The sequence below is a fragment of the Candidatus Eremiobacterota bacterium genome, assembly GCA_031082125.1.
Classification (GTDB): Bacteria; Vulcanimicrobiota; CADAWZ01; order CADAWZ01; family Ess09-12; genus Ess09-12.
This window is the reverse complement of record JAVHLM010000008.1, coordinates 46,643-71,892: the sequence shown is the minus strand read 5'-3', so window position 1 is coordinate 71,892 and position 25,250 is coordinate 46,643. Positions and strand designations below refer to the sequence as shown.

The following is a 25,250-nucleotide window of genomic DNA, read 5'->3' as shown; positions in this document are numbered from 1 at the left end:
GGCTCCTTACTTTTTTTCTTTCTCTTCTATTTTCCTGAGCTCTTCATTCGCATTGGAACGGACCGCCACGCGGGTGTCCTCCATGATCATCCCGTCGCGGAAGGCTATCACTCTCTTGGAAAACTGCGCCATCTCGGGGTCATGGGTGACCATCACCACAGTGATGCCGGTCTTTTCATTGAGCTGCTGGAGAATGCCCATGATCTCGAAGCTTACCCTTGTGTCAAGCGCCCCCGTGGGCTCATCGGCAAAGATGAGCGTGGGGCTGTTCACCAGGGCTCTTGCGATGGTTACTCTCTGCTGCTGTCCGCCCGAAAGCTGCTTTACGCTGAAGTGCATCCTCTCCCCGAGGCCCACCATTTCCAGCGCATCCGAGGCCCTCTTGAGCTGCTCCCTGCGGGTAAGGCTCTCTTCACGGTAAAGGAGGGGAAGTATGACGTTTTCCCGCACGGAGATCCTGGGCAGAAGGTTGTAGTTCTGGAACACGAAGCCGATCTTCTTGTTTCTGATCGTGGCCAGGGCATCCTTGCTCAAGGTGGAAACGTCACTGTCGTCAAGGTAGTATTTCCCGCTCGTGGGCCTGTCAAGGCATCCCAGGATGTTCATCAGGGATGTTTTCCCCGAGCCTGAAGGGCCCATGATGGAGACAAAGTCGCCTTTTTCCACGGAAAGAAAGAGATCCCTCACGGCGAGGACTTCGATGTCGCCCATCCTGAAAGTCTTGGTGAGGTGTTCTGTCCTGATAACGGCCATGGCTATTTATAGGTGCCTTCCGGCGCCTTTGAATCCTGCCTGGCGCCTGTGATGAGGGAGTCGCCCTCCTTCAGGGATCCGGCCGTCATCTCTACGAACTTTCTGTCCCCCTGGCCCAGCTCGATTTTTTCAGGCCTTGGCTTGTTGTCACTCCCAAGGACCCAGACCTCGCGGGACGTCTTTCCTCCTTTTTCGCCTTCCTGTGCAGCTTCCTGGCTCTTTTTCACGTAACCTGCGGGGTAGGGAAAATTGGCGATGCTGTCAGGCTTGAAGCGCAGGGCGCTCGCGGGCACTTTTATCACGTCATCGACCTGGCTTGTGTGGATATTGACGGTGGCCGTCATGCCCGGCTTGAGCTTCAGGTCCCTGTTGTCGGTTCTTATGATGACCTGGTACGTCACGACGCCTTGGTTGGACTTGGATGAGCGCACCTGGAAGACTTTCCCGGAAAAATTCTCGAACTGGTAAGCCTCCACGGTGAACTGCACCTTCTGCCCGAGCTTCACCCTGGCGATGTCGGCCTCATCGACATCGGCGTTGATCTGCATCTGCCTCAGGTCCCTGGCGATGGTGAGGAGCTTGGGTGTCTGGAATGAAGCCTGCACTGTCTGCCCCGCTTCCACCTCCTTGGAAATGACGATGCCGTCAATAGGCGAGCGTATGGTGCAGTAGTCCAGGTTTATCTGCGATTCTTTGAGGGCTGCCTGGGCGCTCTGCACTTTGGCAGCCGCCGATTCCGCCTGGGCCTTCGATGAGGCTGCCTGGGCCTCCTGTGACAATTTCTTCGCCTCCTGGGTCCTGAACTTCGAGAGGGAGAGCTCCAGTGAGGCCTTCGCCGAGTCGATGCTGTCCAGGGCATTTTTGTAGCGGGCCTGGGAGGCGTCGTAGCTTGCCTTGTCCATGGAGTAGTCGGTCTCCATTTTCTCCTTGTCAGTCTGTGAAGTGTAGTTCTTTGCATAGAGAGCCCTGTAGCGGTTCTGCTGGGCAAGGGAGTTCTTCATTTTCGCCTGGGCGCTCTCGACCTCGGCTTTTTTCGAGCGCTCTTCATCCCTGGCCTTCAGGATCGCTATCTCGGAGCTCTTCACATCGCTCCTGGCCGTCTCAATCTCGTGGGAGGCCACTGTCACGTTGAGAAGGGCGTTCTCATAGCCTGAGAGGGCCTGGGAATAGTTCGCCTGGGCCTGTCTGAGGTCTGCCGTTCCAAGCGTCACTTTGCTCCGGTAGATGGAGGTGTCAATCATGGCGATGGGCTGCCCCTTTTTTACACGGCTGTTGTAATCCACATAGAGGGCCGTGATTTTCCCGGAGACCTGTGCTCCGATGTCCACTTTGGTGACCGGCTGGAGCTCCCCCGTGGTGGAGACCTGGGTGATGATGGAGCCCTTCGTGACCTTCGCCGTGAGGTACTCGATTTTCCCCTTTGATTTATTCATCTGGCTGATGATAAAGTAGGCGGCTGCCCCGAGAAAGAGCACCACCACCAGGATTATCAGTTTTTTCTTCATGGGTACCTTCCCGTTTCCTCTTGATCGTTCACTGGTCCCTGAAAAGGCCCAGGGCCTTTTCCAGCTTTGCCTTCGCTATCTGGTAATCGGTGAGGGCCGATATGGAATCAGTCTTAGCTCCCGTGAGGGAGACCCTCGCGTCGTTGAATTCAATGCCTGTCCCCAGGCCTACTTCGTAGCGCCCCTTTGCCAGGTCATAGTTTTCCACGGCCTGGGCGAGCGACTTTTCGGTGACAGCCACCCGTTCTTCGGCATCCCTGAGGGAGAGGACGGCCTGCTCCACTTCAAGGCGGATATCCTGGAGCTTCGATGCCCTCTGTGCTTCAAGCACATGGATGTTCCCCTCGGCCTCCATGGCAAGGGCGCTCGCATTGTGGCCGTCAAAGAGCGTGAAATTGAGCTGGACTCCGTAATAGTAGTTGTAAGGGAGGGGCAGCTGGCTGCCGTTCCAGTTGTAATTCGCGATGCCCGAGAGTGCCGGCAGGTTCTGCACCTTGGCCGCCTTCCCTTTTGCCCGGTAGCTCTTGATGCTGGATATGAACTTCTTCAGCTCGGGCCTCTGGTTTTCCGCTTCGCCGAATGCCTCATTCAGATCTATCTCGATCTTCTCCACGCTGAGCGGATCCTCCGGGTCATGGCGCACCTCGTTTTTTATTCCCATCTTGTTGTAGAGCGTGGCGAGCGATGTCTTCCATGAACTCTCCGCCTTGATGAGATCGAGCCGGGCCTTGGCGAGATCCACTTCGGCCTTGGTGACATCTATTTTTGATTTTGTGCCTTCTTTGAAGAAGGCCCGGGCCTGGTCGAGATGCTCCTGCTGCTGCCCGACGGCCTCGGCTTTCGCCTCGAGGGTCTTCTTTGCCGCGACGGCCTGGTAAAAAGCCTGCCTTACGTTGAAGACAATCTCAAGGCGCTTCGTGAGCAGATCATACTCGGAAGCATTGAGGTTTTCTTTCGCCGACAGCACGTTGGAAGAGGTCTTGCCGAAATCGTAGAGGAGCTGGTTGGCGGTGATGCCGCCGTTATAGTAGTCATAAATCGCCAGTGAGCTGGGATTGAGAGCGGGGATATCGGTGCCGATGGTACTGGGGGTTAGTGACGAGGGGCTGAACACCCCCTGGCCCGTCTGCGCGGTCTGATGGTAAAGAGTTGACATCGACGTGATCTGGGGGTACCATTGGCTCAGGGACTGTGCCACTTTTGTCCGGGCGATCTCAACATACCCCTCTGCCGCCCGGAGATCGGGGTGGTGTCCCAGGGCTGTCTTCACGCATTCTGTCACGGTGAGCACGGCATTATCCTCTGCCTTCGCGGGGACTGGCCCAAGGCAGAAGCACAGCACGCAGATAATAATGAGAGCACGCATTTTCACGCCTATGACGATCCCACCCGGTCATGATAAATCTCCCCGAATTTCTGTGCCCTGCGAAATTCTCCTCCTTGGTAAGCATGAAGCCATGGGCTGAACCCCAGCCATGCACATTTTCCGGCACCCATGGAGCCTGTTCCCTTGAAAGGCTGCACAAAATTGTAACAAAAACCTCAGTGAATTTAAAGTGCTGTTCATCGCCATGCAATATGGAGCTGTTAGACTGATAGTGAGCACAAGAGAGAGGAGAGAGCACAATGACACTCACGGGAGATCTTATGGCAATGGCGGCCATCACGGCCCCCTCGATTGGGAGGTTTCTTCAGAACATGCAGCATGTGGGCCTTGGGAGGCAGTTTTTGAAAAGAGCTGACCAGGAAAAGGCAGGCGAGGATGACTATGAGATAGTGTGGGATGCCTTTGAGAGCCGCAGAGAGGAGTGCCTCCCGGGGGAAGGCAGGCCCGCGGCGGAAACCCGTCAGGAAGGAGTTGAGCAGGTCCCTGCCGGGAAGCCGTCTTTGCCTCAGGAGACTGTACCGGCCGGCAGAGAAATGGCAGCACCAGTCCTGGAAGAAAGGGATGCTGATAAGGTGGCGCATAATGAATGGCTGATCGCCGGGGGGAGCCGCTCTCCCTCCATTATGGCGAAAAAGGCCGATGTGCCTGACCCCGGGGATATGGCCGTCATCAACGAGGCGGCCCGCCAGAAGCACCTTGTCAAGCTCCTCACCATCCTTTATGACCTCAACACCGAGATTACCCTGATGATAGCCGAGTCAGCGGCAAAAAGGTTCAAGGTCATGATGAAGATTGCCGACAAGTGGGCTTCGGCCCTGGGAGGCTCGGACTGAATTTCCCGCAGCCGGCTCATTCCCTCAGGAAGGAGAACCTGACATGGCGCGCCGTGACCTTCATTGAGGGAGGGAAGAGGGTGCTGCGCACCTTGCCTTCGGGATCGCACCAGATGGTCTTTATCTCGGGGCACTCGATGAGGCAGGGAATCTTGTGCGTCACAGCCACTTTCCTTACATACTCTATGGCCTCCTCCTCGGTTTCCGAGGGGGGGATTTTGCAGGTCTGGGGAGCTATAGGGGAGCGGCAGATGACAAAGACGGCCGGTACGGGCCTTTTCTCGACGATGCGCTGAAACTCTTTCCTGTCGAGGTTCAGGGTGGTCTCCAGGATATCCATGTCCACCTTGAGGGCCTTGAGAAATTTCATGGGTATGGGATCCCGGAGCGTGAGCCAGTCCCTCATCTTGTGGTGAAATCTCCTCGGGCTTTTGTACCCGCAGGCCGTGTGGAGGGATACTCCGACCTTGTGCTGCTCAAGAAGCTGGTGCTCCAGATAGTTATAGACATTCTCGTAGCGCCGGTAGCCTTCGATCCTGTTATCGTAGCACCAGCCGCAGAACATGGACTCCATGAAGCGGTGGTAGTCAATTTTATCTTCCATGGCGCCTCCTCTCACTCAGCGAGATAGAATCCCCTGTCCGTCTTGCGGTAGGATTTGAATACCAGGCCCGACCAGATGCCGACGATATCGAAATAACTCCTGCCCTTGCAGATGACTTTTCTCACCTTGAAAAAGGCAAAGGTATCATTTCAATATTCTTTGGCCCCCGCCGCCTTCCTCTTTGAAGCAAGCACACTGAAGCCCGGAGAGGTTTTTGGAGGATAGGAACTTAGATCCCGGCGCCCCCCGGCCTCAGAAGATAGTATACAAGAAATTTCGGGAAAAGTCTGGAAATTTTCCGGCGGAGGGCGGTGAAAAGGGATCAAAAAGAGAAGAATTTCGGGAATCGGTGCGTCAGTGCGAGGAAAAAGACTGGAGAGCGAGCTGAAACTCCCTGTCCTGTAAGCGCAGAACCAGAGCCCTTACTACCCTTATTTCTTCAGTTGAGGATAATTTCTTCAGTTACAGCGGACGAGTTCTCCCGGGCCTCCCGCTTCCGCCGGCGATAAGGCGCCAGAGGTCTCCGGTCCACTTCAAAAGGGAGAAACTGCGGCAGCCACGAACCGCCGCTTGTCAGTCCTTCACGTCAATGCAACGTTGTGTTTGGAGCTTTTCCTGCCATTGCCTGTGCTCAGCTCAAGAGAAAAAACCTCGTGAGCTTGCTCAGACTTTGGTAAAATAATACATACTCATGCTTCAGGACAGTGTATGATTATCTCAGGAGAATAAAAGGGTGTGATGAAGATGTTCCGCTTCGAGCCAGTTGAACCGGAAAGACGCACGAGTGCAAGAAGAGGCGAAAGGGGTGCTCCCCTGCCCCCCCGGAGTCAAAGCTCAAGTATGATGGATGAATTTACGGGAAGAGTCATTGATTATGCGGCAAGACAATTGGTTTCAGGCATTGCAAGAGCCACATGCCGCCTATGCGAGGATATGAAGAAAAACAACCCCCGGTGGATAAGAGAGCAGATATACCGGATAGCAAGGGAGAACAGAGGCGAGATCACCCTGGCACGTGCCGTATCGGAGCTCTCCATAAAAGAAACCAAGGTTATTGAAGTGCTCCTGCACCTGGTGCACGAAAAGGCATGCTCAATAGAATATATGGATGGCTACCTGTATGTCTTTCCCGCATTGAAAGCCAGAACTGATTTGATGGTATGCGAGTATTGCAATTCCACATTCAATTCTGGAGCACAGGGGAGCCTGTGCAGCAATTGCGGGGCTGTCCTGAACAAAGCCTCCACCTTCTGACAGGTCCCTGAAGCAAAAGCGGAGTGTTTTCTCCAGGGGAATATGGAAAAAGGAGGCTTGTAAGTTTTTAGTGTCCTGAAGGTGCTGATTCGGGAAATGGCGGTAGTTTCCCTGTTTTGATGTATTCCGCAAGATTATCATAGAGGGCATCAATAGTGAGCCGGATGGTGTCGAAATGTCTGCCTTATGTTCCTCCTGCTCGAGTTCAGAAAGCTTCGCCTGGAGGCGCTGTCTCTCTTCAATCTCTTTCTGAAGGCTCTGCGCAAGCTCAAGAAGCTTGAAAACAACAGCTTCAGGACCTTGCTTATGGATGGCGAGAGCTTCTTTCTCTGTCAGAACACTTCCAAACGCGCCAAGGGTCACCATGTAAGTAGTATCCTTGACGGATAGGAAAAGCCTTCTGATTTCGGAAAAAGCTTTAGATGGCTAAAAACTTGCCCCTATGTATCAGACCGGTGTGGCTTGGCAAAAAAAATTCCGGGCAAGCCGGTGGCCGGGAGCGGCTCATTGAGACAGCGGGAAGAGTGCCTGAAGGCCCCGTAGATGGCGCCTGATGGCAGGGAAGGTCATTTTTGCCCCCCTTTCCATATTTCAGCCTTCCTGGTGGCATCCTGCAATGTGCTTCTATCCTCTCTGTGAATGGGTTTTACGAGGTCAACCTGTTTGATTTTCCCTTTGTAATATGGTATGATTATTTTATGGATACGTTTGATGCCTCAATCATTCACTCGACTTTCCTGCCAGATGAAGAGGAGCTTCTTCATCTCGCTGATCCTTTTTCGTCTCAGGATTATGATGACATGCTTCTTCTGCCGGAGCCTTATGAGATTCCTTCGGGAACCTCATGCAGGCCCGAGCACCTGATCAAGATCACCAGGGAGGGCCTCATTCCCGAAGCGGAAAAGCTTTCGGAGGACGTGTCCTTCGGCTCCATCGACAGGGATGAGCGGGCATCTCAAATCGATTTCACCCTCTGTGAGGCAGTCAGAGGCCGCCTGGCACTGGATCTTGTGCTTGGCGGCCTTCTCGTTACTCTGAAATCGAAAGGAGTTGATCAGTTGGGATACCGCTCCATGGGGACTTTCGCCACGGAGCATCTCTCTTTCTCGGGGCGCACCGCGTCGGAGCTGATGCACAACTTCGAGCTTCTCAAGTCGCTCCCCCTCACCCGGGAAGCCTATCTCCAGGGAAAAATCGCCAAGAGCGCCCTCAGGCACCTCTCGAGGGTCGCCACCCCTGAGAACGAGGGGGAGTGGGCCGCTCTTGCCGAGAGCATGCCGCTTTCCCGCTTCGAGCGTGAGGTGAAGAGGGCACTCGTGGAAGGAAAGGCCGGATCAGTGACCCCTTCCGGCAGCAGCATGGCGGGCAGGCGAGCCTCCGGGTGCGGTGAGAATACTGCGGCGGATCAGGGATCTTGCGCCGAGGCAGCGATGGATTCCACAGCGGGCGAGGCCTGCGATGATGAGCACGGCGCCGAGGGCACGATGATGTACTTCAGCGTGGCGCCCTCCCTTGCCCTCACCTGGGACTTCGCCCTCTCCCTCTTCAGGGACAAAGAGCACTACGACGGGCCCATGGCGGGCTTCGTCGAGGCGCTCCTTGCGAACTTCCTGGCCTCAGGGATAGTCGCTCCGGAGCTTCCGGCCATTGATGCCGCCGGGAATCGCCCCATATTCTCCCGGGTGCCTCTCTTGAAGAGGCGGATGGGCAACCGCCGCATCAACAATCCTGATGAGGTTGTCGGGCAGGATGGCGCGGGAGAGGCCGGTGAAAATCCGTGGTCATCACCCTGGAGCATCTTCTTCCCTTCGTGGCTGGAAGAATGCCGGCAGGGCGGGGAAGCCGGCGCGGTTTCTGCCAGGGCGATTGCGAGCCGCCTCATCAAGGCCGCCTCAATCCGCCAGAGGCTCGACGTGGCCACAGGGATGCTCCTGCGGGCGGTGGACGAGAGGCAGCTCAACCGCCTTCTCGGCTTTGAGTTCATCGAGGACTACGCCGTGGATCGCTGCGGCTTCTCGATGGCCCAGACCCGCCAGCTCATCAGGCTCGCCGAGGGCTTCCACCGCCACTCCCTCATAGAAGAAGCCTTCAAAAAGGGCGTCATCACCAGGGAGCAGGCCCGCCTCATTCTTCCCGTGGCGGACTCCAGGAATGAGAAGCAGTGGATCGCTTACGCTGCGAGCGTGCCCACGGCGGACCTCAGGGAAGAGGCTGGGCGTGTCACCCGGATCCTTGAATATGACTGCCTGGTCCCTCACACCTACACGCTCCTTCCCGGATTCCGCTATGTCACCGACGAGAGATTCCATGACCTGCCGGAGAAGGTGCAGGACATCATAAGGAGCGGGTCCTGGTATACAGGCCCTTCTCTCAATCTCTCGTGGCCTCTTCGGTCAGACGACGAGGAGCTCGTCGTCTACCGGGACAGGCGCCTCGATGCGCCCTGGAAGTATTTCAGCGATGTGGAAGAGATGAGGGCCTCTGGGGCTTCCACGAAAATTGAAAAAGATTCGCGCCTGTGTGCGGGCCTCGAAAACCAGTCGGGGAGTGATCCTCTGTATGCGGGGGCATGCAATGGGAAAGAGCAGGCACCCCATGGGCATGGATGCGAAAACCCAATGTGTTCCTGTCATCAGTCACTGGAAAAAGCCCTGGAAGCCTGCACCATCCCCATGGGTGAGTGCCCCGAGGAGATTTTCCTCCTGGACATCCTTTCAGGCGGCGGTTCGTCATCGGCGGGGAGAGGCGCTATGACAATCAAGTTCTTCCTCCCCCGGGAGCTCTATGAAGTCTGGAACCTCGCGGCCCATGCCTTTCTCTCCAGGCTTGCCCAGGCGGAAGACGCCGACAGCCTCGGACTCCCGGAAGAGAGATTCCTTGCCGCTCTGCTCGCTGATTATCTCAGGACCGAGAGAACCTTGAAAAAAGCTGCCCATCACCACAAGATCCTGAAGCGCGACCGTTTCCGCTGCCAGGTCCCCGGCTGCCGATGCCGGCGGGGTCTCCATGTCCATCACATAATCAGGCGCTCCCAGGGCGGCACCGATGACGAGTGGAACCTCATCGTGCTCTGCGAGGCACACCACCTCCATATCCTGCACAGGCTCAGGACCCTCACCATCGGGGGCCGGTCGCCTCACGACCTCACCTTCACCTTCGGATCCTCTGAAGACGGGGAGCCTTTCCTGGTGTACGGGAACGGCTCAAAAGAAAGGCTTTGAACAGACTGGCCTCCCGATTCTGGTTTTTAACAATCATCTGGCAGGGCCCATCCATAAGAGAGTCCCCGGTTTTCTGAAAAGCGGAAAAAGAGGAGGAGACGGAGAATCATATCATTATGGATACCAGGCTGCTCAAAGGAATTCATCATGACGGCTCGCCGCTCTTCGTCTCGTCCCTTGCCCCTTCCATAGGAGACGAGGTGACGGTGAGGCTTCGCATGCCCTGCGCCTTTGTACCGGAAAAGGTGGCACTCAGGACCTCCCCTGACGGGGAGCAGGAGATCTCCCCGATGCACAAGGCTTACGACGACAGAGTCTCCTCCTGGTGGGAGGGCACTCTGAAGGTCCATGAAAAGGTGAACCACTACCGCTTCTTTCTGCTCCACGAGGGGAAGGTGTGGTGGTACACTGCTTCAGGCCTTGCGGGGGCAACCCTGCCTGACAGCAGCGACTTCAGGATAGTGGCGGGCGATCAGCACCCCTGTTGGACAGACCGCGCCGTCTTTTACCAGATTTTTCCCGACCGTTTCGCCAAGGGCGAGGGTTTTGCCGTTGACGGTGCTTACCACTACGATGGCTACACCCGTATTGAAAGGTCCTGGGGCGAGGCACCTCTTGCCCATGAGCAGGCAGGAAACGTGGATTTTTTCGGGGGGAATCTGAAGGGGATCACCGACAGGCTTGACTACCTCTCTGACCTGGGAGTGAGCGCCCTTTACCTGAATCCCATTTTTACAGCTCCCAGCAATCACAAGTATGACTCCATAGATTACTTTTCCGTCGATCCCTCCCTGGGCGGTGACAATGCCTTCGCCGACCTTATGGAGAGCGCCCGTGGCCGCGGCATGAAGGTGATCCTGGATGTGGCCCTCAACCATTGCGGCGTGCTCCACCTCTGGTTCCAGGAGGCCCTCAGGGATCCCGGCGCTCCCAGTGCCGAGTTTTTCACCTTCTACCGGCATCCGGGGGAATATGAGATGTGGAAGGGAGTAAAGACCCTTCCCAAGCTCAATTACCGCAGCGAGGTCCTGCGGGGCATCATGTACCGCGACGACAACTCCATGGTGAGGAAATGGATGAAGCCGCCCTATTCCATCGACGGGTGGAGAGTAGACGTGGCCAACATGCTCGCGCGGCAGGGCGAGCAGCAGCTCGGCCACGAGGTGGGAAGGGAGCTGAGGTGTGTCATCAAGGGGGAGCGCCCTGAGGCGTATCTCGTGGGGGAGCACTTTTTCGACGGCACTTCCCATCTTGGCGGCGATGAGCTCGATGCCTCGATGAACTACCAGGGGTTTGCCTTCCCTTTCTGGAGCTGGCTCTCTCACCAGGAGCTCTGGTGGATCAAGGGCTTCCAGGAGATCAAGGTGAAAAAGCTCTCAACGTGTGACCTCCTTGCCACGTGGAAGCAGTTCATGGCAGCGATCCCCTGGATTACCGCAAGGAGGCAGTTTAATTTCCTGAGCAATCATGATACGCCAAGGATCCTTCATATCCTCGAGGGGAACAGGCGCATGGCCGCCATGGCAGCCGCCGTGCTTTTCGCCTATCCCGGAGTGCCCTCCGTCTATTACGGCGACGAGATAGGCCTCTCGGGGAAGCGTGATCCCGGCTGCAGGGAGTGCTTCCCATGGAACAGCGAGGCCTGGAACGGGGAGCTCAGAAGCCTTTACCAGAAGCTCATATCCCTCAGGCGCTCCTCTTCGGCCCTGGCGGAGGGCGGCTTCGAGATCCTCCATGGCGGTGAGGACCTTTTTGCCTTCAAGCGCGAATCCCTTGACGAAATTGTCATCCTGGTGGCAAACCGCTCCCCCGTGCCCTGCATGGGTCTTGAGCTTGAAGCGGGCCTTCACGGGATAAGCGAGCACCGCCTGTTTAACGAATTGCCGGGAGGAGGCTCTTTCAGGGTGAAAGAGGGCAGGCTCACCATTCCCTCCGTTCCCGGTGAAAGCTTTCTCCTTCTCAGGAGCACCTCATGAAGCTTCTCAAGATTGGTATCTCGGGAGTGAGGGGAATAGTGGGGGAGACCATCACTCCCGAGCTTGTGCTGAATTTCGCCTGCGCTTTCGGCACATACCTGGGTGAAGGCCCTGTGCTTGTCGGCCGTGACACGAGGCCTTCGGGCCCCATGCTCCATGAAGCCGCCATTTCAGCACTCGTCTCCACGGGCTGCGATGTCCTGGATCTGGCCGTCTGCCCCACGCCTGTGCTCCAGTTCATGGTGAAGCGACTCGGCGCAAGGGGCGCCATCTCCATCTCGGCAGGCCACAACGGCAAGGACTGGAATGCCCTTACCTTCATCAACAGTGAAGGCACCTATCTTAATACCTTTCAGGGCGACGAAGTCCTCGATCTCTATCACCTTGGCCAGTTCGCCAAGGTGGCCGTTGACGGCCTGGGCCATGCCAGGGCTCTCGACCGCTCCTTCAGCTCTTATCTGGACGCGCTCTGTGCCTTTGTTGATACCGATGCCATAAGCCGGGCAGGCCTGCGGGCGGTAATTGACTGCTGCAACGGAGCCGGGGCGGGCCTTGTTGATGAGCTGGGCAGCCGCCTGGGATGCGAAATCATCGCGGTAAACAATGAGCCGAGCGGCTTCTTTCCCCATGATCCTGAGCCGGGAATCCGCAATGCGCAGCAGGTGGCCTCCATCATGGGAGTCCTCGGGGCGCACGCCGGCTTCGTCACCAACAGCGACGTAAGCCGCATCTCTCTCATCACTTCCCATAAAGAGGCCCTTTCGGAGGAGTATACTTTCCCTTTTATCGCCCAGGCATACCTGGCGAAGAACCCGGGGGCCGTGGTCTCGACAGTGATGACCTCACGGATGGTTGAGGAAGTGGCCCGCTCGAGGGGCTGCCCCCTCTTCAGGAGCGGAGTGGGACAGTCCAGCGTGGCAGAGACCATGCTGATAGAAGATGCCGTTATCGGGGGCGAGGGGAGCGGCGGAGTTGCCGTTACGGCCTTTCAGCCTGCCTTTGACGGGTTTCTCAGCATTGCGATGGTGCTTGAAGCCATGGCCCTGAGCGGCGAGCCCATGGCGGGCCTTGTGGGCCGCCTTCCCCAGGCTTATCTTGTAAAGGATAAGATTGCATGCCCCCTTCCCCGGGCATATTCCATCGTGAACGAGATGCCCAGGCTCATGCCGGGCGACTGGAGAGAGACAGGAGACGGTCTCAGGCTTGACACCGAGACCGGCTGGATTCACCTGAGAGCCTCTGCCACCGAGCCCATGGTGAGAATCTATGTTGAGGACCTGAGCAAGGAGAGGGCGCAGGAAAAGGTCGATACCATCATCCACCTTTTCTCCCCCATGGTGAAATGAAAATCAAGACATCGCTGAAGATTGGCATATCAGGAGTGAGGGGTATCGTGGGCGAGAGCCTCACCCCGCAGCTCTGCGCTGCCATGGCACAGGCTTTCGGTACTTACGTGGGAGGGGGCACGGTAATTCTGGGCCGCGATTCACGGACTTCCGGGGAAATGATCAAAGGTGCCGTGCTCTCGGGGCTTCTTTCCGTGGGCTGCCGTCCTGTTGATATCGGCATCTGCCCCACGCCTTCCATCATGATATACACCAGGGAAGCGCGGGCTTCGGGAGCAATAGAGATAACGGCAAGCCACAATCCCAAGGAATGGAACGGCCTCAAATTCATCAACAGCGAGGGCCTCTTCCTGAACGGCATCCAGGTGAAGGAGTTTCTGGATATCTACCACCAGGGCGAGTTCTCCCTTGCAGGCGTCGATAAACAGCGTCCCGTGAAAAGAGTCGCCGATCCGACGAAACCCCACCTCGAGAAGCTCTTCTCCTATTTTGACGTGGAATCAATAAGGAAGCGGCGCTTCAAGGTAGCCGTGGACTGCGCGAACGGCGCAGGGGCCGTCCTCTCGAGGCGCTTCCTGGAGGAGCTGGGCTGCACCGTGGCGGCCATCAATGAGATCCCTGACGGCGCCTTCGCCCATCCCCCCGAGCCTCTCCCGGAGAATATCACCGAGCTGTGCAGGAAGGTCACCGCCGAGGAGGCCGACGTGGGCTTTGTTCAGGATGCCGATGCCGACAGGCTTGCCGTGGTCAACGAGAAAGGTGAGCCCATGGGTGAGGACATGACGCTGGTCCTTGCGGTCCGCCACATCCTCGGGCAGAGACGGGGCACGGTGGTGACCAACCTTTCGGCATCAAGGGCCATTGATGACGTGGCTGCTGAATTCGGGGTGCCTGTCGTGCGCACAAGGATAGGTGAAATAAATGTCGTCGAGCGGATGTGCGCTCTTGGCGGTGAAGTGGCCGTGGGAGGAGAGGGGAACGGCGGCGTCATCATCCCGGCCATCCATCCCTGCAGGGACAGCTTCACGGCCATGGCGGTAATTCTTGAAGCCATGGCAAAAACGTCCCTCACGGTCTCACAGCTTGCCGAGAAGGCTCCCGCATACTGCCTCGTGAAGGCAAAGATTCCCGGGAGCAGGGAAGAGGCCTCGCGCCTTGTCCGCCAGCTCAAAAAGCGTTATGAGGGAAAAGCCCTTCTCAATTCCGACGATGGCCTCAAGCTTGATTTCCCGGGATACTGGCTCCATGTTCGACCCTCGAACACCGAGCCCATCATAAGGGTTTTCGCCGAAGCGAGGACCCGGGCTGCTGCAGAAGATGCCCTGGGGGCTTTCACAAGGGAGATAGAGGAGATAATGGCATGGAAGTGATTATCAAGGCTGATTATGATGCCATCTGCGACGAGGCCGCCGGGATTGTCCTCGAGGAGTGGAAGAAAAAGCCCGGCCTCGTACTGGGGTGCGCCACGGGCAGCACTCCCCTGGGCGTCTACGGGAGGCTCATTGAGTTCTATCGAAAAGGCGAGATGGACTTCAGCCATGTCCGGACCTTCAATCTCGACGAATATATAGGCCTGGAAGAGAGCCATCCCCAGAGTTACGCCTTTTACATGGATACCAATCTTTTCTCGCAGGTCAACATAAAGCGTGAGAATATCCACCGTCTCAAGGGAAAGCCCCGGGATATCGACGGCCACTGCCGGGAGTATGAGGAGGCCATAAGGCGTGCAGGCGGCATTGATGTTCAGCTCCTGGGCATCGGCAGGAACGGCCATGTCGGCTTCAATGAGCCTACTTCCTCGCTCAGGTCCCGGACCAGGGTAAAGACCCTCACGGAGGCCACGGTCCAGGATAATGCCCGGTGTTTTCTCGAGGGGGAGATGGTGCCCCGCTTCGTGCTCACCATGGGCATCGGCACCCTGATGGAGGCCCGGCTTATTGTGCTGATGTCGTCAGGGGTAAAAAAGCAGGATGCCATCCGCGCCACCGTCGAAGGGCCCGTGACGGCGTCGGTGCCCGGATCGGTCCTGCAGCTTCACCCTTCGGTGAAGCTCATCGTCGATGAGGAGTCCTCGGCGCTCCTCGCGCAGAAGGAGTATTACCGGTATGTCTATGAGCACAAGGGAAGGGTCGGGGAGTATCTTGCCTGAAGGGAACAAGGCTCTTTTTATTACAGGCCGAGCGGTGATTACGCCTCTTCAGGAGCTTGAAGAGGGTGCCGTGCTGCTGAGAGAAGGAAAAATAGAGGCCGTAGGGGCCATGGACTCCCCCCATGATGCTGAGGTGCACCGCTTCAAAGACTGCCTGATCCTCCCGGGATTCATCGATATCCATTTTCATGGGGCGCTGGGCGTAAACTTCAACGAGGGAGACCTCCATTCCGCCATAAGAGCTCTCGGCGCCCACCTGGCAAGGGGAACAACCTCATGCCTTCCCACCCTTATGACGGCCCCTTACGGCACGATAGCCAGGGCAATCGTCTCACTCAGAGGGGTCCATGGGGATATCCCGGAGGTGCTGGGAGTCAACCTCGAGGGCCCCTTCATCTCAGAGGAGAAGAAGGGGGTACACGACAGGGAGTTTATACGCATGGTACCCCGGGGCGAGATGGAGCAGCTCATAGCCCTCTCCGGGGGAGCGATCCGCATCGTCACTGTTGCTCCTGAGAAAGAGGGAGCCCTCGATTTCATCAGCTTTCTCTGCTCCCGCGGCATTATCGCCTCGGCAGGCCATACCAACGCCGATTATGACAAGATGCAGGAGGCGGCGAAGAGGGGGGTGAGGCTTGCCACCCATCTTTTCAACGCCATGCGGGGCATCCACCAGAGGGAGCCCGGTGCTGCCGGCGCCCTTCTAGTCAATGATGAGGTCTATACGGAGCTTATTGCCGACGGCGAGCATATCCATCCGGCGCTCCTCACCATCGTGGCCCGCACCAAGGGAATGAAACGAATCATCCTGGTCACCGACGCATCGCCTGATTTCGCGGTGAAGTCCTCGGCATCGCGGACAAAAAGCGGCGTCCTCGTGGGGGGGACCCTGCCTCTTCCCGGCGCGGTAAGGAATTTCATCACGCATGGGAGAGTGGAGCTCAAGGAAGCTCTGAGGACGGTGACGCTCAACCCGGCCGAGCTGCTGGGGCTTGAGCACCGCATAGGCTCTCTCAGGCCCGGTGCCGACGGCGATATAGTAGTTGCCGACAGGGAGCTCTCCGTAAAGGCAGTGTTTCTCAAGGGAAGGCGCGTCGTCTAGAAATGCCAGCCGAGGCGGACCTCGAAGCCCTCGGCCCAGCTGTCGCCTGAGTAGAAGACCGAGCCCTGGGTGTTGTCGCGGATTTTCTGGAAGCCCGTCACGTAATAAGCCTCGAGGGTGTTCTGCGGGATGGGCTCCACGATAAGGAAGCCTGCCCGGTACTCCCTGCCGTACTCCAGGACCTTGCCCCAGATATACGATCCTTCTGCGTTGAAATAGACATTTTTGCCGAGCCTTGCGACGCCGGCAAGCTTCGCCCTGTTCTGCCACTCGCCCTGGAAGCTTTCATAGTAAGGGCTGATGAAGTTGTTGTTGATGGAGTCGCCCTGGTAAATCACGTCGAGCCCCGCGTCGGGGAGATCGCGCATGTAGCCTCGCACAGCGGTCTTGAGATCCCTTATCTGGCCCGTGGAGAGCAGGGGGTAGTCAAAAAGAACCCTTCCATACTGGCGGGCATTCCCGTCGGAGAGGGTGGCGAAATCGCCCCAGGCGGAGAGATTCGCACCGTTGGGCCATATATAAGCCATGCCGATGCCGTAGCCGGTTTTTGTCATGAGCCGTACGAAGGCCCCCGTGTCCTGGACGATATCTTTGTCCACGTATATATCGGACCAGAAGCCCTTGGCGTGCCTTGTGAAGTAATCAGCACGCCACACCGGCGTGGACCCGCCGAGATTGTTCTGCTGAAGCCACGCGTTGTTTTCCGGCGTGTTGCCCGAGCCCGGCAGGGCCCTGAGCCTGTCGGGGCAGTCTACGGAGACAAGGCCTCCCTGAAGGTAGAGGATGTTGCTCTCCCATCGGTTTCTCAGCTCGTAATTGAGGCCCACGTAAGTGGAATTGATGTTGAGCTGCCCTTCAAGCCCGGAGAGGGGCTTCGGGGCAAACCATGAGTTACGGTACATCGCATCAACGCCCACGTGGCCCCTGCCGAAGAGAAAGACCTTCTCGTATCCCAGGTTTACGCCCGCATCGCGCATGTCGTCATAATTGGAGTGTATATAAGTGACGCCCGCAGGGAGTGAGGGATAAATGTTGAAAAGGTAATTCCTGCGGTAAAGGGTGGAGAGCTCATCCTTGTAGGCGTAGCCCTGGAGCCGTGAGCCGGGGAAAAGGGAGCCGATATACATGTAATCCCTTATGCCCTGGTCTCTCCGGTGAGCCTCATAGACATTTCTGAAATCTTTCTTTATGGTGGTATTGCCCGGCTGGAGCCGGAGCACCTCCTTGAGGGCAAGAAGCTGGTCGTAGCGGTCGAAATTCAGGCCATAGAGATAGGCAAGCCTTTTCAGGTCATTGACCTTGCCGGGAAAGCGCCTTGTGATGTCGCGGTAGACGAGGACCTCCTCCCAGAGGTCGCTTTCGGAAACAAAGGCCTGCGCGAGGCTTTTAAGGTTCTGGTAATCTTTGGGCTCGAGCTTTTTAAGGCGCTCCCTCATCTCGATTTCCAGGGAGGTGACGCCCTGGGCGGGATAAAGCTCGGCGAGGCGCTCAAGGGCCCTGGTGTTCTTCGGCTCGAGCTTCAGCAGCTCACGGGCCGCCAGGATCTCCAGCACCGGCATCTGGTAGCTGCGGTAAATCTCCATGAGGGTCTGGCGCACTCCCGCGTCCCCGGGCGAGAGCTGTGCCACTTTCTGGAGCATCTGGATGGCGTAGGCCCTGTTGTCCACGTTGATGGCCATCTCGGCAAGCTTGCGGTACACCTTGACGCTCCTTGGAAACTTTTCCGCGAGGAGCTGGAGCTTGTAGAGTCCCGCCTCCCTGTGGCCGTTCGTTTCAAGCAGAAGGGCATCGGTATATTCTCTGATAAAGGTGGGGTCATCTTCCCCCGAGGGCCCGGAAAGCTCCTTTTCAGTGAGGGCAGGGGCAATCTCGGGCTTTCCCGATTCGACAGCGCCGCACCACGCCGCTGCCATGGCGAGCACGATTATGGTGGTGATGAGAAAGATTCTCAGTGCTCTCATATCCGGGCTTCCTTTGTGATTTTGAGCCGGTAGTGCTTCACCGGCGCCTTGAGCATTTCCTCCACCAGCAGTGTCCCATTCTCTGCAGCGGGGAGATCTTTCTCCCAGAGCATCTCTCCCCCTTCAAGGGAGAGCCTCACTCTGTATGACGTCGAGGGAGCGAGGCCTGCAATGAGGAAACGGGCTTTCCCGAATCCCCAGGCTTCCATTTCAATTGAGCCCGTTGCAAGAGAGGCCCTGTCAACGGAGAAGGTGGCCTGCCGCAGGTGCGGGAAGGGAATGGCCCCGGAGGCAAGCACAATCCTTCTTTCAGCACTGCCGTCAAGATGCACATAGGTCTGCCCCTGGGAGTGGCAATAACCGATTACCCCCTTTGAGCGCTCAATGTCGGGGTATACGGTGCCATTGAACCGCACAGTTCTCAGGTTCCCCCCGTTGATGACGGACCAGCCGTCACGCTCCCTCACGAGGGAGGTGGCATAGAAGTCATTGACGATCCTGCAGTAGTGGCTTGCATACACGGGGGCGATCTCGCAGGCAAGGCAGTAATCCAGGGCGTACTTGAGGGCGTCGAGGCTCACCTGCTTGATACCCCCGTAGAAGTGATAATAGAGATCGATGGCCGTGAGCCTGCGAGGCGAGCCCGTATTCTTGAAGGTCTCCACCACGTTTTTCATTCCCCCCCAGTCGCCCAGCAGATAGCCGGTGTAGATGTAATCGTTGGCCCCCATGTTGCATACCTGGAGAAGGCCGCCGTGGGAGAGGGCCAGGGGCACGAGGTAGGCGATGGAGGGATGGGTGCCGTCGAGCATGGGATTGCCATAGTTGAGGTTGAGAAGGCCCGACTGCCCGGCTATTTTCACCGCCGCGGCATCAGGGTTGCAGGCACCGCTCCAGAAGATGGAGGGGCAGGGCTTTCCCGCGGGGAGTATGTTTTTCTCCATGAAAAGCTTGCTCGCCCATATCTCCAAGGTGAGGTCCAGGTCGCGGTAGCCGATCTTCCAGGGATAGTGCTCGGGATTGGCCACGTAGAGCTCGCCGCTCTGCCAGTCGAAGGGGTGGTCGGCGCTGTGCGTTGCCGGCTCCACGTTGGGGAGCCGGTACATGGCCCGGCCCAGCTCAAGCGCCTGGTTGTAATATTCGTTGCCGTCATGCTCGATGTCGTTGGTAATCAGTGATACGGAGAACGGGAGCCCCGGGTAAACCTTGAAGATCTCCTCGATGACATAGTCGCCGGCAAGGCGCATCCTGTCGATGAGCGAGATGGAGGTGAAGGCGTCGCCGTCAACATGGGACATGAAGATCCTGTTGCCGTTGATGGTGGTGCAGTCCGGAACCGGGACGGCTTCAAGCGCCAGCGCTTTCTCGAAAAAGAGGAAAGGATTTATTATCCATGCACCGAGGGGCTCAGGCTCCTCGATATAGCCGGCCTGTGCTTCTTTTATCTGCTTGAGCCTCTTCCCCTTGTTCATGAGGGGCTCATAGTAGGGAGCGGTATCAAGCGCCATACCTCCATGGGGGGTGATGACGGCAAGATCAACGGTGCCGTTCACGTTGTCGAGAAGGCTCAGGTACACCCTGTTCGCCTCATCTTTCGAGGTATAGACATAATAGTAATCGAGATCCTGCACTGCGGGCCTGTGCTCGAAGCCTATCATGGCCTGATCGCAGAGGGTGATACCGGGAAGGTTTCCGGCCGCCGTGTCTTTCAGCTTCCTGCAGTCCATGCCCAGTGCCTTGAAAACTTTGCGGTAATTCGGCGACTCCACGAAGTTGTCGCCGTCGATGAAGGCCCCGTAGTTCTGCAGAATGACTACCCTGATGCCGCTCTCCACCTGTCTTATCAGCCACTTGCCGTATTCCTCGGCCTGCTTCATGTAAGGGCCGGAAAACCATGTAATGACCGCGCGGTATGAAGTCATCTCATCAGCGCCGGGGAGTCCCTCTTCCACAGGCTTATAGACAGGCACCATCCCCAGGTAATTGAGGACAATCTCACCGCGCCTCCTCAAGGGATTCTCATCGAGCTTCCTGTTTTCGCTCTTCTTATAAAGCACCAGGACTTTTCGCTTCTCGCTCCCTTTCGGGGTGCCGAGGCTTGCTTCCTTGAAAGGAGGAAGAGGATTGGCTTTCAGCAGCTCCTCATGGGAAGTGACGGTGAACTGGGGCACTACGGGGGGGCAGGGCCCCTCAAGGGCACGTGCCAGGAATTTTTCCATGTTGACGCGCTGGATTACTTTCCCCGTCTTTGCGTCCCAGAAAAAGCCGTAGCCCTCCATGAGAAGTCCGCCGTACGGCGTAATCACGACGGCGGCGCTTTTCGAATCGCGGAAGTCTGTCCTCTGGAGCTCCAGGAAGACCTTGTTGTCCTTGTTGACGCTCTTGAAATACTGGTAATAGGTGAGGTGCTCTTTCAGCAGGGGCGCCTCGTACTCCACCATCGAGGGGTCGCGGAAGGTGGCCTCCAGCTTGGAGGAATCTCCGGTCCACCCGAAGAGAAACTTGAGGCCGAAAGGATAGAAGAAGGTGTTGATGGTCTTTGTTGAGACATTCCACGGCACAAGATGGCCCTCGGGAGCCATGTCAAGGCCCTGGAATGCGCCGTAGCTCCCTATGATCACCACTTTCCTCCCCTGGGCCATCTGTTTGAGGAGGAAGGCAGGGTAGCGGTCCGCGCCTTTCATATCGGTCCCCTGGTAGCAGGTGACAAGGCCCTGGAAGCCCGTGAGATCAGATTCTTTCTCTGCAATGAGGGCCTCTATGTCCCTGAACTCAGTGATATAACCGGCCTTTTTAAGGAAGGTTGCCACGTAATCGGCATTGGGCCTGCCAAATTTGTCCCGCTCCTTGTAAAGCACGAGGAGCTTTCCCCCCGGAGAAGCAGCGGACGCCTGGCACGCGGTGAGCGCCACCATGAGCAGGGCCAGTAAAAACAGCATGAGATGGTTCCGGTGCTTCATTCCAGCCTCACCCTGATCAGCCTGTTGATGGGCACTTCAATGGTAAAGACGGCCCTGTTCCCTTCCATGGAGAAAGGCACCGTCTGCTCCTCTTCCCCCGGCGCCGAGGCCGTGATTGAGGCGGCTTTTTTCCCCTCGCCGAGGGGGATCGCTATCTTTGCCTTTTCGCTTTTCACGGCGAGAGGCTTATTGCCTGTCCAGCCGTAGTTGACGGCATGAAGCACCAGCTCGCCCCTGCCTTCGTAACACTGCACGTATATGGGGGCCTTGCCCTCAATAAGGGGTTTCACGCCCTTATTCTCAAGATAGGAGAGGATCCGGGGAGACTCTTTCATCGAGCCGCCGGGGAGCATAGCCCTTCCTGCCAGTGCAGGCTCAATGAAAAAGGAGCCCTGGCCTTCCCTTGTCTCGGTAAACTGCCGGAAATCAGGGCCTGTGTATTTTTTCCAGCAGGGCTCGGCTCTCGTGGTGCCCTTTTCATCGCAACGGGCGGCATCGCCTCCCGTGACGATGAGATTCCCGCCGTTTTTCACATACTGGTGGAGCTCTGCGCTCGATGAGTCTGAAAGGCACACCGTATTGGGAAGCACGACGGCGCGGTACCGTGCAAGGGATTCGGCTGTTGCCGCCGTGAGGGAGATGATGTCGAAGGGAATGTGATTCACGATGAAAAAGATGCCCCAGCCCTTATACTCTGAAAGGTAAAAGGATTCGCCGAGCACCATGTCGCGGGAGCTTATCCACCACTTTACGGCCGGCGTGGGCGGCGTGGGCGTGAGATAGAACCCCCCGCTCCTTGTGCCATCGACAAAATCCCTTGTCTCGGGCGAGTAGAGGATGGCGGCGGGAGCAGCGCTTTGCGTGTCAAAAAGGGACTTTTCATTGTCTCTTACCCAGGAGAACATTCTGGTTCTGTAGCTCCTGCCCACCGAGGTGGCTTTTGAGGGAATGCGGGTCTCATAAGGATTTAACTGTCCCGCCAGCAGCGCCGCGAGGACAAGCTGGCCGTCGCTCTCTTCAGAGCCGTATGAGAAAGCCCACTTCCCCTCCGTGGCGGCGGCGCTCCCGCAGTATTTAAAAGTTACCATCAGAGAGAGCCAGTCAGCGGTCTCTGCATCTCTCATCCCCGTAGTGTCGCTTATGGCATCGACGATCCAGACGGTGTCGAGCCCTTTCCCGAGGAAGAGGCCATCGAGCCCTGTCTGCGTCACCGCGAGGTGATCGCAGCCGGGCACGGAAACGATGCACCGCAGCTCCGGGTTCTTTTCACGGGCCTCCCTGGCCGCCTCACCGAGAAAATCTGCCAGGTTCCTGTGGCGCCAGGCTATCCAGGCCCTGAAGGAGGGCTCGCTGAAGAAGGCTCTCCCGGGGAACCCCAGGCCGGTGTCCTGAGAAAACCTCGACTGGCAGTGCCTGTCGGCGCAGGGCCACCTGGCTGCCGTCGTGTTGAAGATCGCCCCGTCGAACCATATGCCGTCCACACCAGTCGCGGCCAGCTTTTTGATTCTCTCGAAATAATACTCCCGGTAGGGGGAGTTGGGGCAGAGGATGGCCGTCTCATCGGGCGAGCTCTCTCCCGCGGCGCCCGCTCCGTAAAAGTAGTTAAGCGTCTCATCATTGAAAGCGCTGCGCCAGGCCTTTTCCCTCTCTTCCTCGTTCTTGAGGTCGAGGACCCGGCGCCTGTCAAAGCTCTGCTGCAGCCAGTCGGCATGATCGAGGGCCATGGTGCCCCTGTCTCTGAGCCTCCCGCCGGGGGTAACCGAAGCGAGGGCCGGTGAGCACCATACCACCCTGAGGCCTTTCCGGTGGGCGCTGGCCGCCACTTTCCTCACCAGGTCCATGTGGGAGTTGTACTGGGCATCGGTGAGATAGCATGCGAGAAAACTGTCAGCTTCCACGACGGTGACGCCTTCTGCGGCAAGGCTGTCCATAATGCCTTCTATGGTTATTTCTGACATGTTCTCAAGAAAGGTTGCTCCCGCAATGCGGGCGTGGCGTATCCACTCAGTATCGAGCCCCGGCGAAGGTGCTGCAGGGGCCTCGACGGCCGATGCCCGGGACTGCTGCCAGGGGCACAGGCATGCCAGCAAGACTATGATGAGAATCACCGCGAGAGAGTGAGAGTGTGTACCAGGCTTTGCCGACATTTTTGAAGTCCCCGCGAAATAGCAGAAATTGCATGTAAGTTCGTCCTTTCCGGCATTTATCCTGCCGCGGTCGAGGAATGAGAGAGAGGCCTCCTTCCGGGCTTTTCCGGCAGGAACGAGATGGTGCCACCGAGAACATATCTTTTAATGAAAAGAAGAATGCCTGCCGAATGGGAAGAACAGTCGGGCATCCTGATCACTTGGCCCCACGAAAGGACGGACTGGGCTCCCGCACTTGAGCTTGTTGAGCCTGTGTTCCTGGAGATTGCCGCCACGGCAAGCCAGTTTGAAAAAGTGCTCATCACGATCCCCTCGAGGGAGAATCTCGAAGAGAAACTGGGCGATGCCGGTGCCTCTCTTGACAACATCTATTTTTTTTACATGGAATCGAACGACACGTGGGCCCGCGACCACGGCCCTCTCACCGTCTTTGAGAACGGCATGCCAAGGCTTCTGGATTTTGGTTTCAACGGCTGGGGATTGAAGTTTCCCGCATGCTTCGACAACATGATTTCGCGGACTCTTCACCGCGCAGGGGCTTTCGGAAACGTGGCCCTGGAAACGGTAGGGCTTGTCCTGGAGGGAGGGAGCATCGAGAGCGACGGCGAGGGCACCCTTCTCACCACCTCGGAGTGCCTTCTCAGCCCCAACAGAAATCCCCACCTCACGAGGGAGGAGCTGGAGGACAGGCTTTTCAGGCTCCTCGGGGCCCAGAGAATGCTGTGGATTGAATCCGGCTACCTTGCAGGCGATGATACCGATTCCCACGTGGATACCCTTGCGAGGTTCTGCCCCCATGACACCATCGTTCATCTTTCATGTGAAGATGAAAAGGATGAGCACTATGAAGCCATGAAATCCATGGAAGCGGGGCTGCGGGAATTCAGGACTCCCGAGGGGAGGCCGTACCGGCTTGTTGCTCTCCCGATGCCGCGGCCCATCATTGATGAAGAAGGAGAGAGACTCCCCGCCACCTATGCGAATTTTCTCGTGATTAATGGCGCCGTGCTGGTGCCTCTCTATGATGATGAACAAGATGGCGCAGCACTGAAGATACTGGGTGGGGCCTTCCCCGGAAGATGCGCCGTGGGAATAAACTGCCGGCCCCTTCTTGCCCAGCACGGCTCTCTTCACTGCGTCACCATGCACCTGCCGGAAGGAGTATTGCCATGTGCGCCTTGACATTAGGACTTGTGCAGCACCACTGCACGGAAAAGAGAAGTGATAATATCGACAGGACCATCGCAGGCATAAGGGAGGCTGTCGGGAGGGGAGCCCGCCTCGTGGTGCTTCAGGAGCTTCATGAGAGCCTGTATTTTTGCCAGGAAGAGAATGTGGCCTTCTTTGACGATGCCGCGCCAATCCCCGGCCCCCTTACAGACTTTTACGGCGCTCTCGCCAAGGAAACCTCCATCGTGCTCGTGGCATCGCTCTTTGAGCGCCGCGCCCCAGGGCTCTATCACAACACTGCCGTGATATTCGACAAGGGCGGCTACATCGGCGGCATCTACCGCAAGATGCACATCCCTGACGATCCCGCCTATTACGAGAAATTCTACTTCGCCCCCGGTGACAGGGGATTCATGCCGGTGAGAACCTCCCTGGGCACCCTGGGAGTCATGATCTGCTGGGATCAATGGTACCCCGAAGCTGCAAGGCTCATGGCCCTGGCGGGTGCCGATATCCTTATCTATCCCTCGGCAATCGGGTGGGATCCCCGGGACCTGCAGGAGGAAAAGAACCGCCAGCTTGAAGCGTGGATTACCGTGCAGCGTGGCCATGCCATAGCCAACGGCCTCCACGTGGTGGCGGTGAACCGCGTGGGCTTTGAAGGCTGCTCAGCAGAGAAGGGAGGTCAGCTCTTCTGGGGAAACAGCTTTGTCGCCGGGCCCCAGGGCGAAATTCTGGCGCGGGCCTCCTATGACAGGGATGAGGTGGTCACCGTGGAGATAAGCCTTGCAAGAACAGAGGAAGTGCGCCGTATCTGGCCTTTTCTGCGAGACAGGCGCATTGATTCTTACGGTGACATCCTGAAGAGGTACAGGAGTTAAG

General features: G+C 57.4%; 18 protein-coding genes. 11 read left to right on the top strand and 7 right to left on the bottom strand.

Going from position 1 to position 25,250, the window contains the following annotated elements; genetic code table 11:
• Positions 1 to 6: 6 nt before the first annotated feature.
• Genes RDV48_10965 through RDV48_10955 form a run of 3 tightly spaced genes read right to left on the bottom strand, consistent with a single transcriptional unit; the run spans position 7 to position 3,624 of the window.
• A complete protein-coding gene (locus tag RDV48_10965) occupies positions 7 to 753 on the bottom strand; it encodes an ABC transporter ATP-binding protein (protein MDQ7823306.1) in 747 nt (248 codons plus the stop codon).
• A 2-nt stretch (positions 754 to 755) separates the two neighbouring features.
• Entirely contained in the window at positions 756 to 2,258 is a 1,503-nt protein-coding gene (locus tag RDV48_10960) for an efflux RND transporter periplasmic adaptor subunit (GenBank protein MDQ7823305.1), read from the bottom strand.
• Positions 2,259 to 2,286: 28 nt separating this feature from the next.
• The gene (locus RDV48_10955) at positions 2,287 to 3,624 is read right to left on the bottom strand and encodes a TolC family protein (protein MDQ7823304.1); all 1,338 of its coding nucleotides are present in this window, start codon (positions 3,622 to 3,624) and stop codon (positions 2,287 to 2,289) included.
• Between the two features lie 260 nt (positions 3,625 to 3,884).
• Between RDV48_10955 and RDV48_10950 the strand changes: the two genes are divergently transcribed.
• Positions 3,885 to 4,478 (top strand): hypothetical protein, encoded by a 594-nt coding sequence (locus RDV48_10950; GenBank protein ID MDQ7823303.1) that lies wholly within the window; start codon positions 3,885 to 3,887, stop codon positions 4,476 to 4,478.
• Positions 4,479 to 4,494: 16 nt separating this feature from the next.
• Here the strand turns inward: RDV48_10950 and RDV48_10945 are convergent, their stop codons facing one another.
• Complete coding sequence (locus tag RDV48_10945) at positions 4,495 to 5,082, bottom strand: hypothetical protein (protein MDQ7823302.1); 588 nt, start codon at positions 5,080 to 5,082, stop codon at positions 4,495 to 4,497.
• A gap of 840 nt (positions 5,083 to 5,922) precedes the next feature.
• Between RDV48_10945 and RDV48_10940 the strand changes: the two genes are divergently transcribed.
• From RDV48_10940 to nagA, 8 genes are all read left to right on the top strand, one after another.
• Positions 5,923 to 6,336 (top strand): hypothetical protein, encoded by a 414-nt coding sequence (locus RDV48_10940; protein MDQ7823301.1) that lies wholly within the window; start codon positions 5,923 to 5,925, stop codon positions 6,334 to 6,336.
• Positions 6,337 to 6,522: 186 nt separating this feature from the next.
• A complete protein-coding gene (locus RDV48_10935) occupies positions 6,523 to 6,726 on the top strand; it encodes a hypothetical protein (protein ID MDQ7823300.1) in 204 nt (67 codons plus the stop codon).
• A 308-nt stretch (positions 6,727 to 7,034) separates the two neighbouring features.
• Entirely contained in the window at positions 7,035 to 9,557 is a 2,523-nt protein-coding gene (locus RDV48_10930; GenBank protein ID MDQ7823299.1) for an HNH endonuclease signature motif containing protein, read from the top strand.
• A gap of 116 nt (positions 9,558 to 9,673) precedes the next feature.
• On the top strand, positions 9,674 to 11,533 hold the full coding sequence (locus tag RDV48_10925) for an alpha-amylase family glycosyl hydrolase (protein MDQ7823298.1): 1,860 nt from the start codon (positions 9,674 to 9,676) through the stop codon (positions 11,531 to 11,533).
• The gene (locus tag RDV48_10920; GenBank protein ID MDQ7823297.1) at positions 11,530 to 12,879 is read left to right on the top strand and encodes a hypothetical protein; all 1,350 of its coding nucleotides are present in this window, start codon (positions 11,530 to 11,532) and stop codon (positions 12,877 to 12,879) included. Before RDV48_10925 ends, RDV48_10920 begins: the two co-directional genes overlap by 4 nt.
• A complete protein-coding gene (glmM, locus tag RDV48_10915) occupies positions 12,876 to 14,249 on the top strand; it encodes a phosphoglucosamine mutase (protein MDQ7823296.1) in 1,374 nt (457 codons plus the stop codon). The genes RDV48_10920 and glmM overlap by 4 nt, the downstream gene beginning before the upstream one ends.
• A complete protein-coding gene (nagB, locus tag RDV48_10910; protein ID MDQ7823295.1) occupies positions 14,240 to 15,028 on the top strand; it encodes a glucosamine-6-phosphate deaminase in 789 nt (262 codons plus the stop codon). The genes glmM and nagB overlap by 10 nt, the downstream gene beginning before the upstream one ends.
• Positions 14,985 to 16,130 carry an N-acetylglucosamine-6-phosphate deacetylase gene (gene nagA, locus RDV48_10905; GenBank protein ID MDQ7823294.1) on the top strand — a complete coding sequence of 382 codons (1,146 nt, stop codon included), beginning with the start codon at positions 14,985 to 14,987 and terminating at the stop codon, positions 16,128 to 16,130. Before nagB ends, nagA begins: the two co-directional genes overlap by 44 nt.
• On the opposite strand, the gene RDV48_10900 is transcribed toward nagA, so the two are convergent.
• The 3 genes from RDV48_10900 to RDV48_10890 are packed head-to-tail and all read right to left on the bottom strand — an operon-like array spanning position 16,127 to position 23,198.
• Positions 16,127 to 18,091 (bottom strand): hypothetical protein, encoded by a 1,965-nt coding sequence (locus tag RDV48_10900; protein MDQ7823293.1) that lies wholly within the window; start codon positions 18,089 to 18,091, stop codon positions 16,127 to 16,129. The two genes, nagA and RDV48_10900, sit on opposite strands and share 4 nt — an antisense overlap.
• Positions 18,088 to 21,051, bottom strand: a complete 2,964-nt coding sequence (locus RDV48_10895) for a DUF2194 domain-containing protein (protein ID MDQ7823292.1) — start codon at positions 21,049 to 21,051, stop codon at positions 18,088 to 18,090. Before RDV48_10895 ends, RDV48_10900 begins: the two co-directional genes overlap by 4 nt.
• Positions 21,048 to 23,198: a beta-galactosidase trimerization domain-containing protein gene (locus tag RDV48_10890; GenBank protein ID MDQ7823291.1), complete on the bottom strand. Its 2,151-nt coding sequence runs from the start codon at positions 23,196 to 23,198 to the stop codon at positions 21,048 to 21,050. The genes RDV48_10895 and RDV48_10890 overlap by 4 nt, the downstream gene beginning before the upstream one ends.
• A gap of 147 nt (positions 23,199 to 23,345) precedes the next feature.
• On the opposite strand from RDV48_10890, the gene RDV48_10885 reads away from it, so the two are divergent.
• Together RDV48_10885 and RDV48_10880 are read left to right on the top strand one after the other, a co-directional pair.
• Positions 23,346 to 24,380, top strand: coding sequence for an agmatine deiminase family protein (locus RDV48_10885; GenBank protein MDQ7823290.1), 1,035 nt, complete (start codon positions 23,346 to 23,348; stop codon positions 24,378 to 24,380).
• Complete coding sequence (locus RDV48_10880) at positions 24,368 to 25,249, top strand: carbon-nitrogen hydrolase (GenBank protein MDQ7823289.1); 882 nt, start codon at positions 24,368 to 24,370, stop codon at positions 25,247 to 25,249. Before RDV48_10885 ends, RDV48_10880 begins: the two co-directional genes overlap by 13 nt.
• Position 25,250 lies beyond the last annotated feature (1 nt).

Bases quoted from the DNA above. Each gene is read 5' to 3' on its own strand.
- RDV48_10940 (MDQ7823301.1), top strand. From the start codon at position 5,923: ATGATGGATGAATTTACGGGAAGAGTCATTGATTATGCGGCAAGACAA.
- RDV48_10945 (MDQ7823302.1), bottom strand. From the start codon at position 5,082: ATGGAAGATAAAATTGACTACCACCGCTTCATGGAGTCCATGTTCTGC.
- RDV48_10930 (MDQ7823299.1), top strand. From the start codon at position 7,035: ATGGATACGTTTGATGCCTCAATCATTCACTCGACTTTCCTGCCAGAT.
- RDV48_10890 (MDQ7823291.1), bottom strand. From the start codon at position 23,198: ATGTCGGCAAAGCCTGGTACACACTCTCACTCTCTCGCGGTGATTCTC.
- RDV48_10950 (MDQ7823303.1), top strand. From the start codon at position 3,885: ATGACACTCACGGGAGATCTTATGGCAATGGCGGCCATCACGGCCCCC.
- RDV48_10880 (MDQ7823289.1), top strand. From the start codon at position 24,368: ATGTGCGCCTTGACATTAGGACTTGTGCAGCACCACTGCACGGAAAAG.
- RDV48_10965 (MDQ7823306.1), bottom strand. From the start codon at position 753: ATGGCCGTTATCAGGACAGAACACCTCACCAAGACTTTCAGGATGGGC.
- nagB (MDQ7823295.1), top strand. From the start codon at position 14,240: ATGGAAGTGATTATCAAGGCTGATTATGATGCCATCTGCGACGAGGCC.
- glmM (MDQ7823296.1), top strand. From the start codon at position 12,876: ATGAAAATCAAGACATCGCTGAAGATTGGCATATCAGGAGTGAGGGGT.
- RDV48_10920 (MDQ7823297.1), top strand. From the start codon at position 11,530: ATGAAGCTTCTCAAGATTGGTATCTCGGGAGTGAGGGGAATAGTGGGG.
- RDV48_10885 (MDQ7823290.1), top strand. From the start codon at position 23,346: ATGAAAAGAAGAATGCCTGCCGAATGGGAAGAACAGTCGGGCATCCTG.
- RDV48_10955 (MDQ7823304.1), bottom strand. From the start codon at position 3,624: ATGCGTGCTCTCATTATTATCTGCGTGCTGTGCTTCTGCCTTGGGCCA.
- RDV48_10960 (MDQ7823305.1), bottom strand. From the start codon at position 2,258: ATGAAGAAAAAACTGATAATCCTGGTGGTGGTGCTCTTTCTCGGGGCA.
- RDV48_10895 (MDQ7823292.1), bottom strand. From the start codon at position 21,051: ATGAAGCACCGGAACCATCTCATGCTGTTTTTACTGGCCCTGCTCATG.
- nagA (MDQ7823294.1), top strand. From the start codon at position 14,985: ATGTCTATGAGCACAAGGGAAGGGTCGGGGAGTATCTTGCCTGAAGGG.
- RDV48_10935 (MDQ7823300.1), top strand. From the start codon at position 6,523: ATGTTCCTCCTGCTCGAGTTCAGAAAGCTTCGCCTGGAGGCGCTGTCT.
- RDV48_10925 (MDQ7823298.1), top strand. From the start codon at position 9,674: ATGGATACCAGGCTGCTCAAAGGAATTCATCATGACGGCTCGCCGCTC.
- RDV48_10900 (MDQ7823293.1), bottom strand. From the start codon at position 18,091: ATGAGAGCACTGAGAATCTTTCTCATCACCACCATAATCGTGCTCGCC.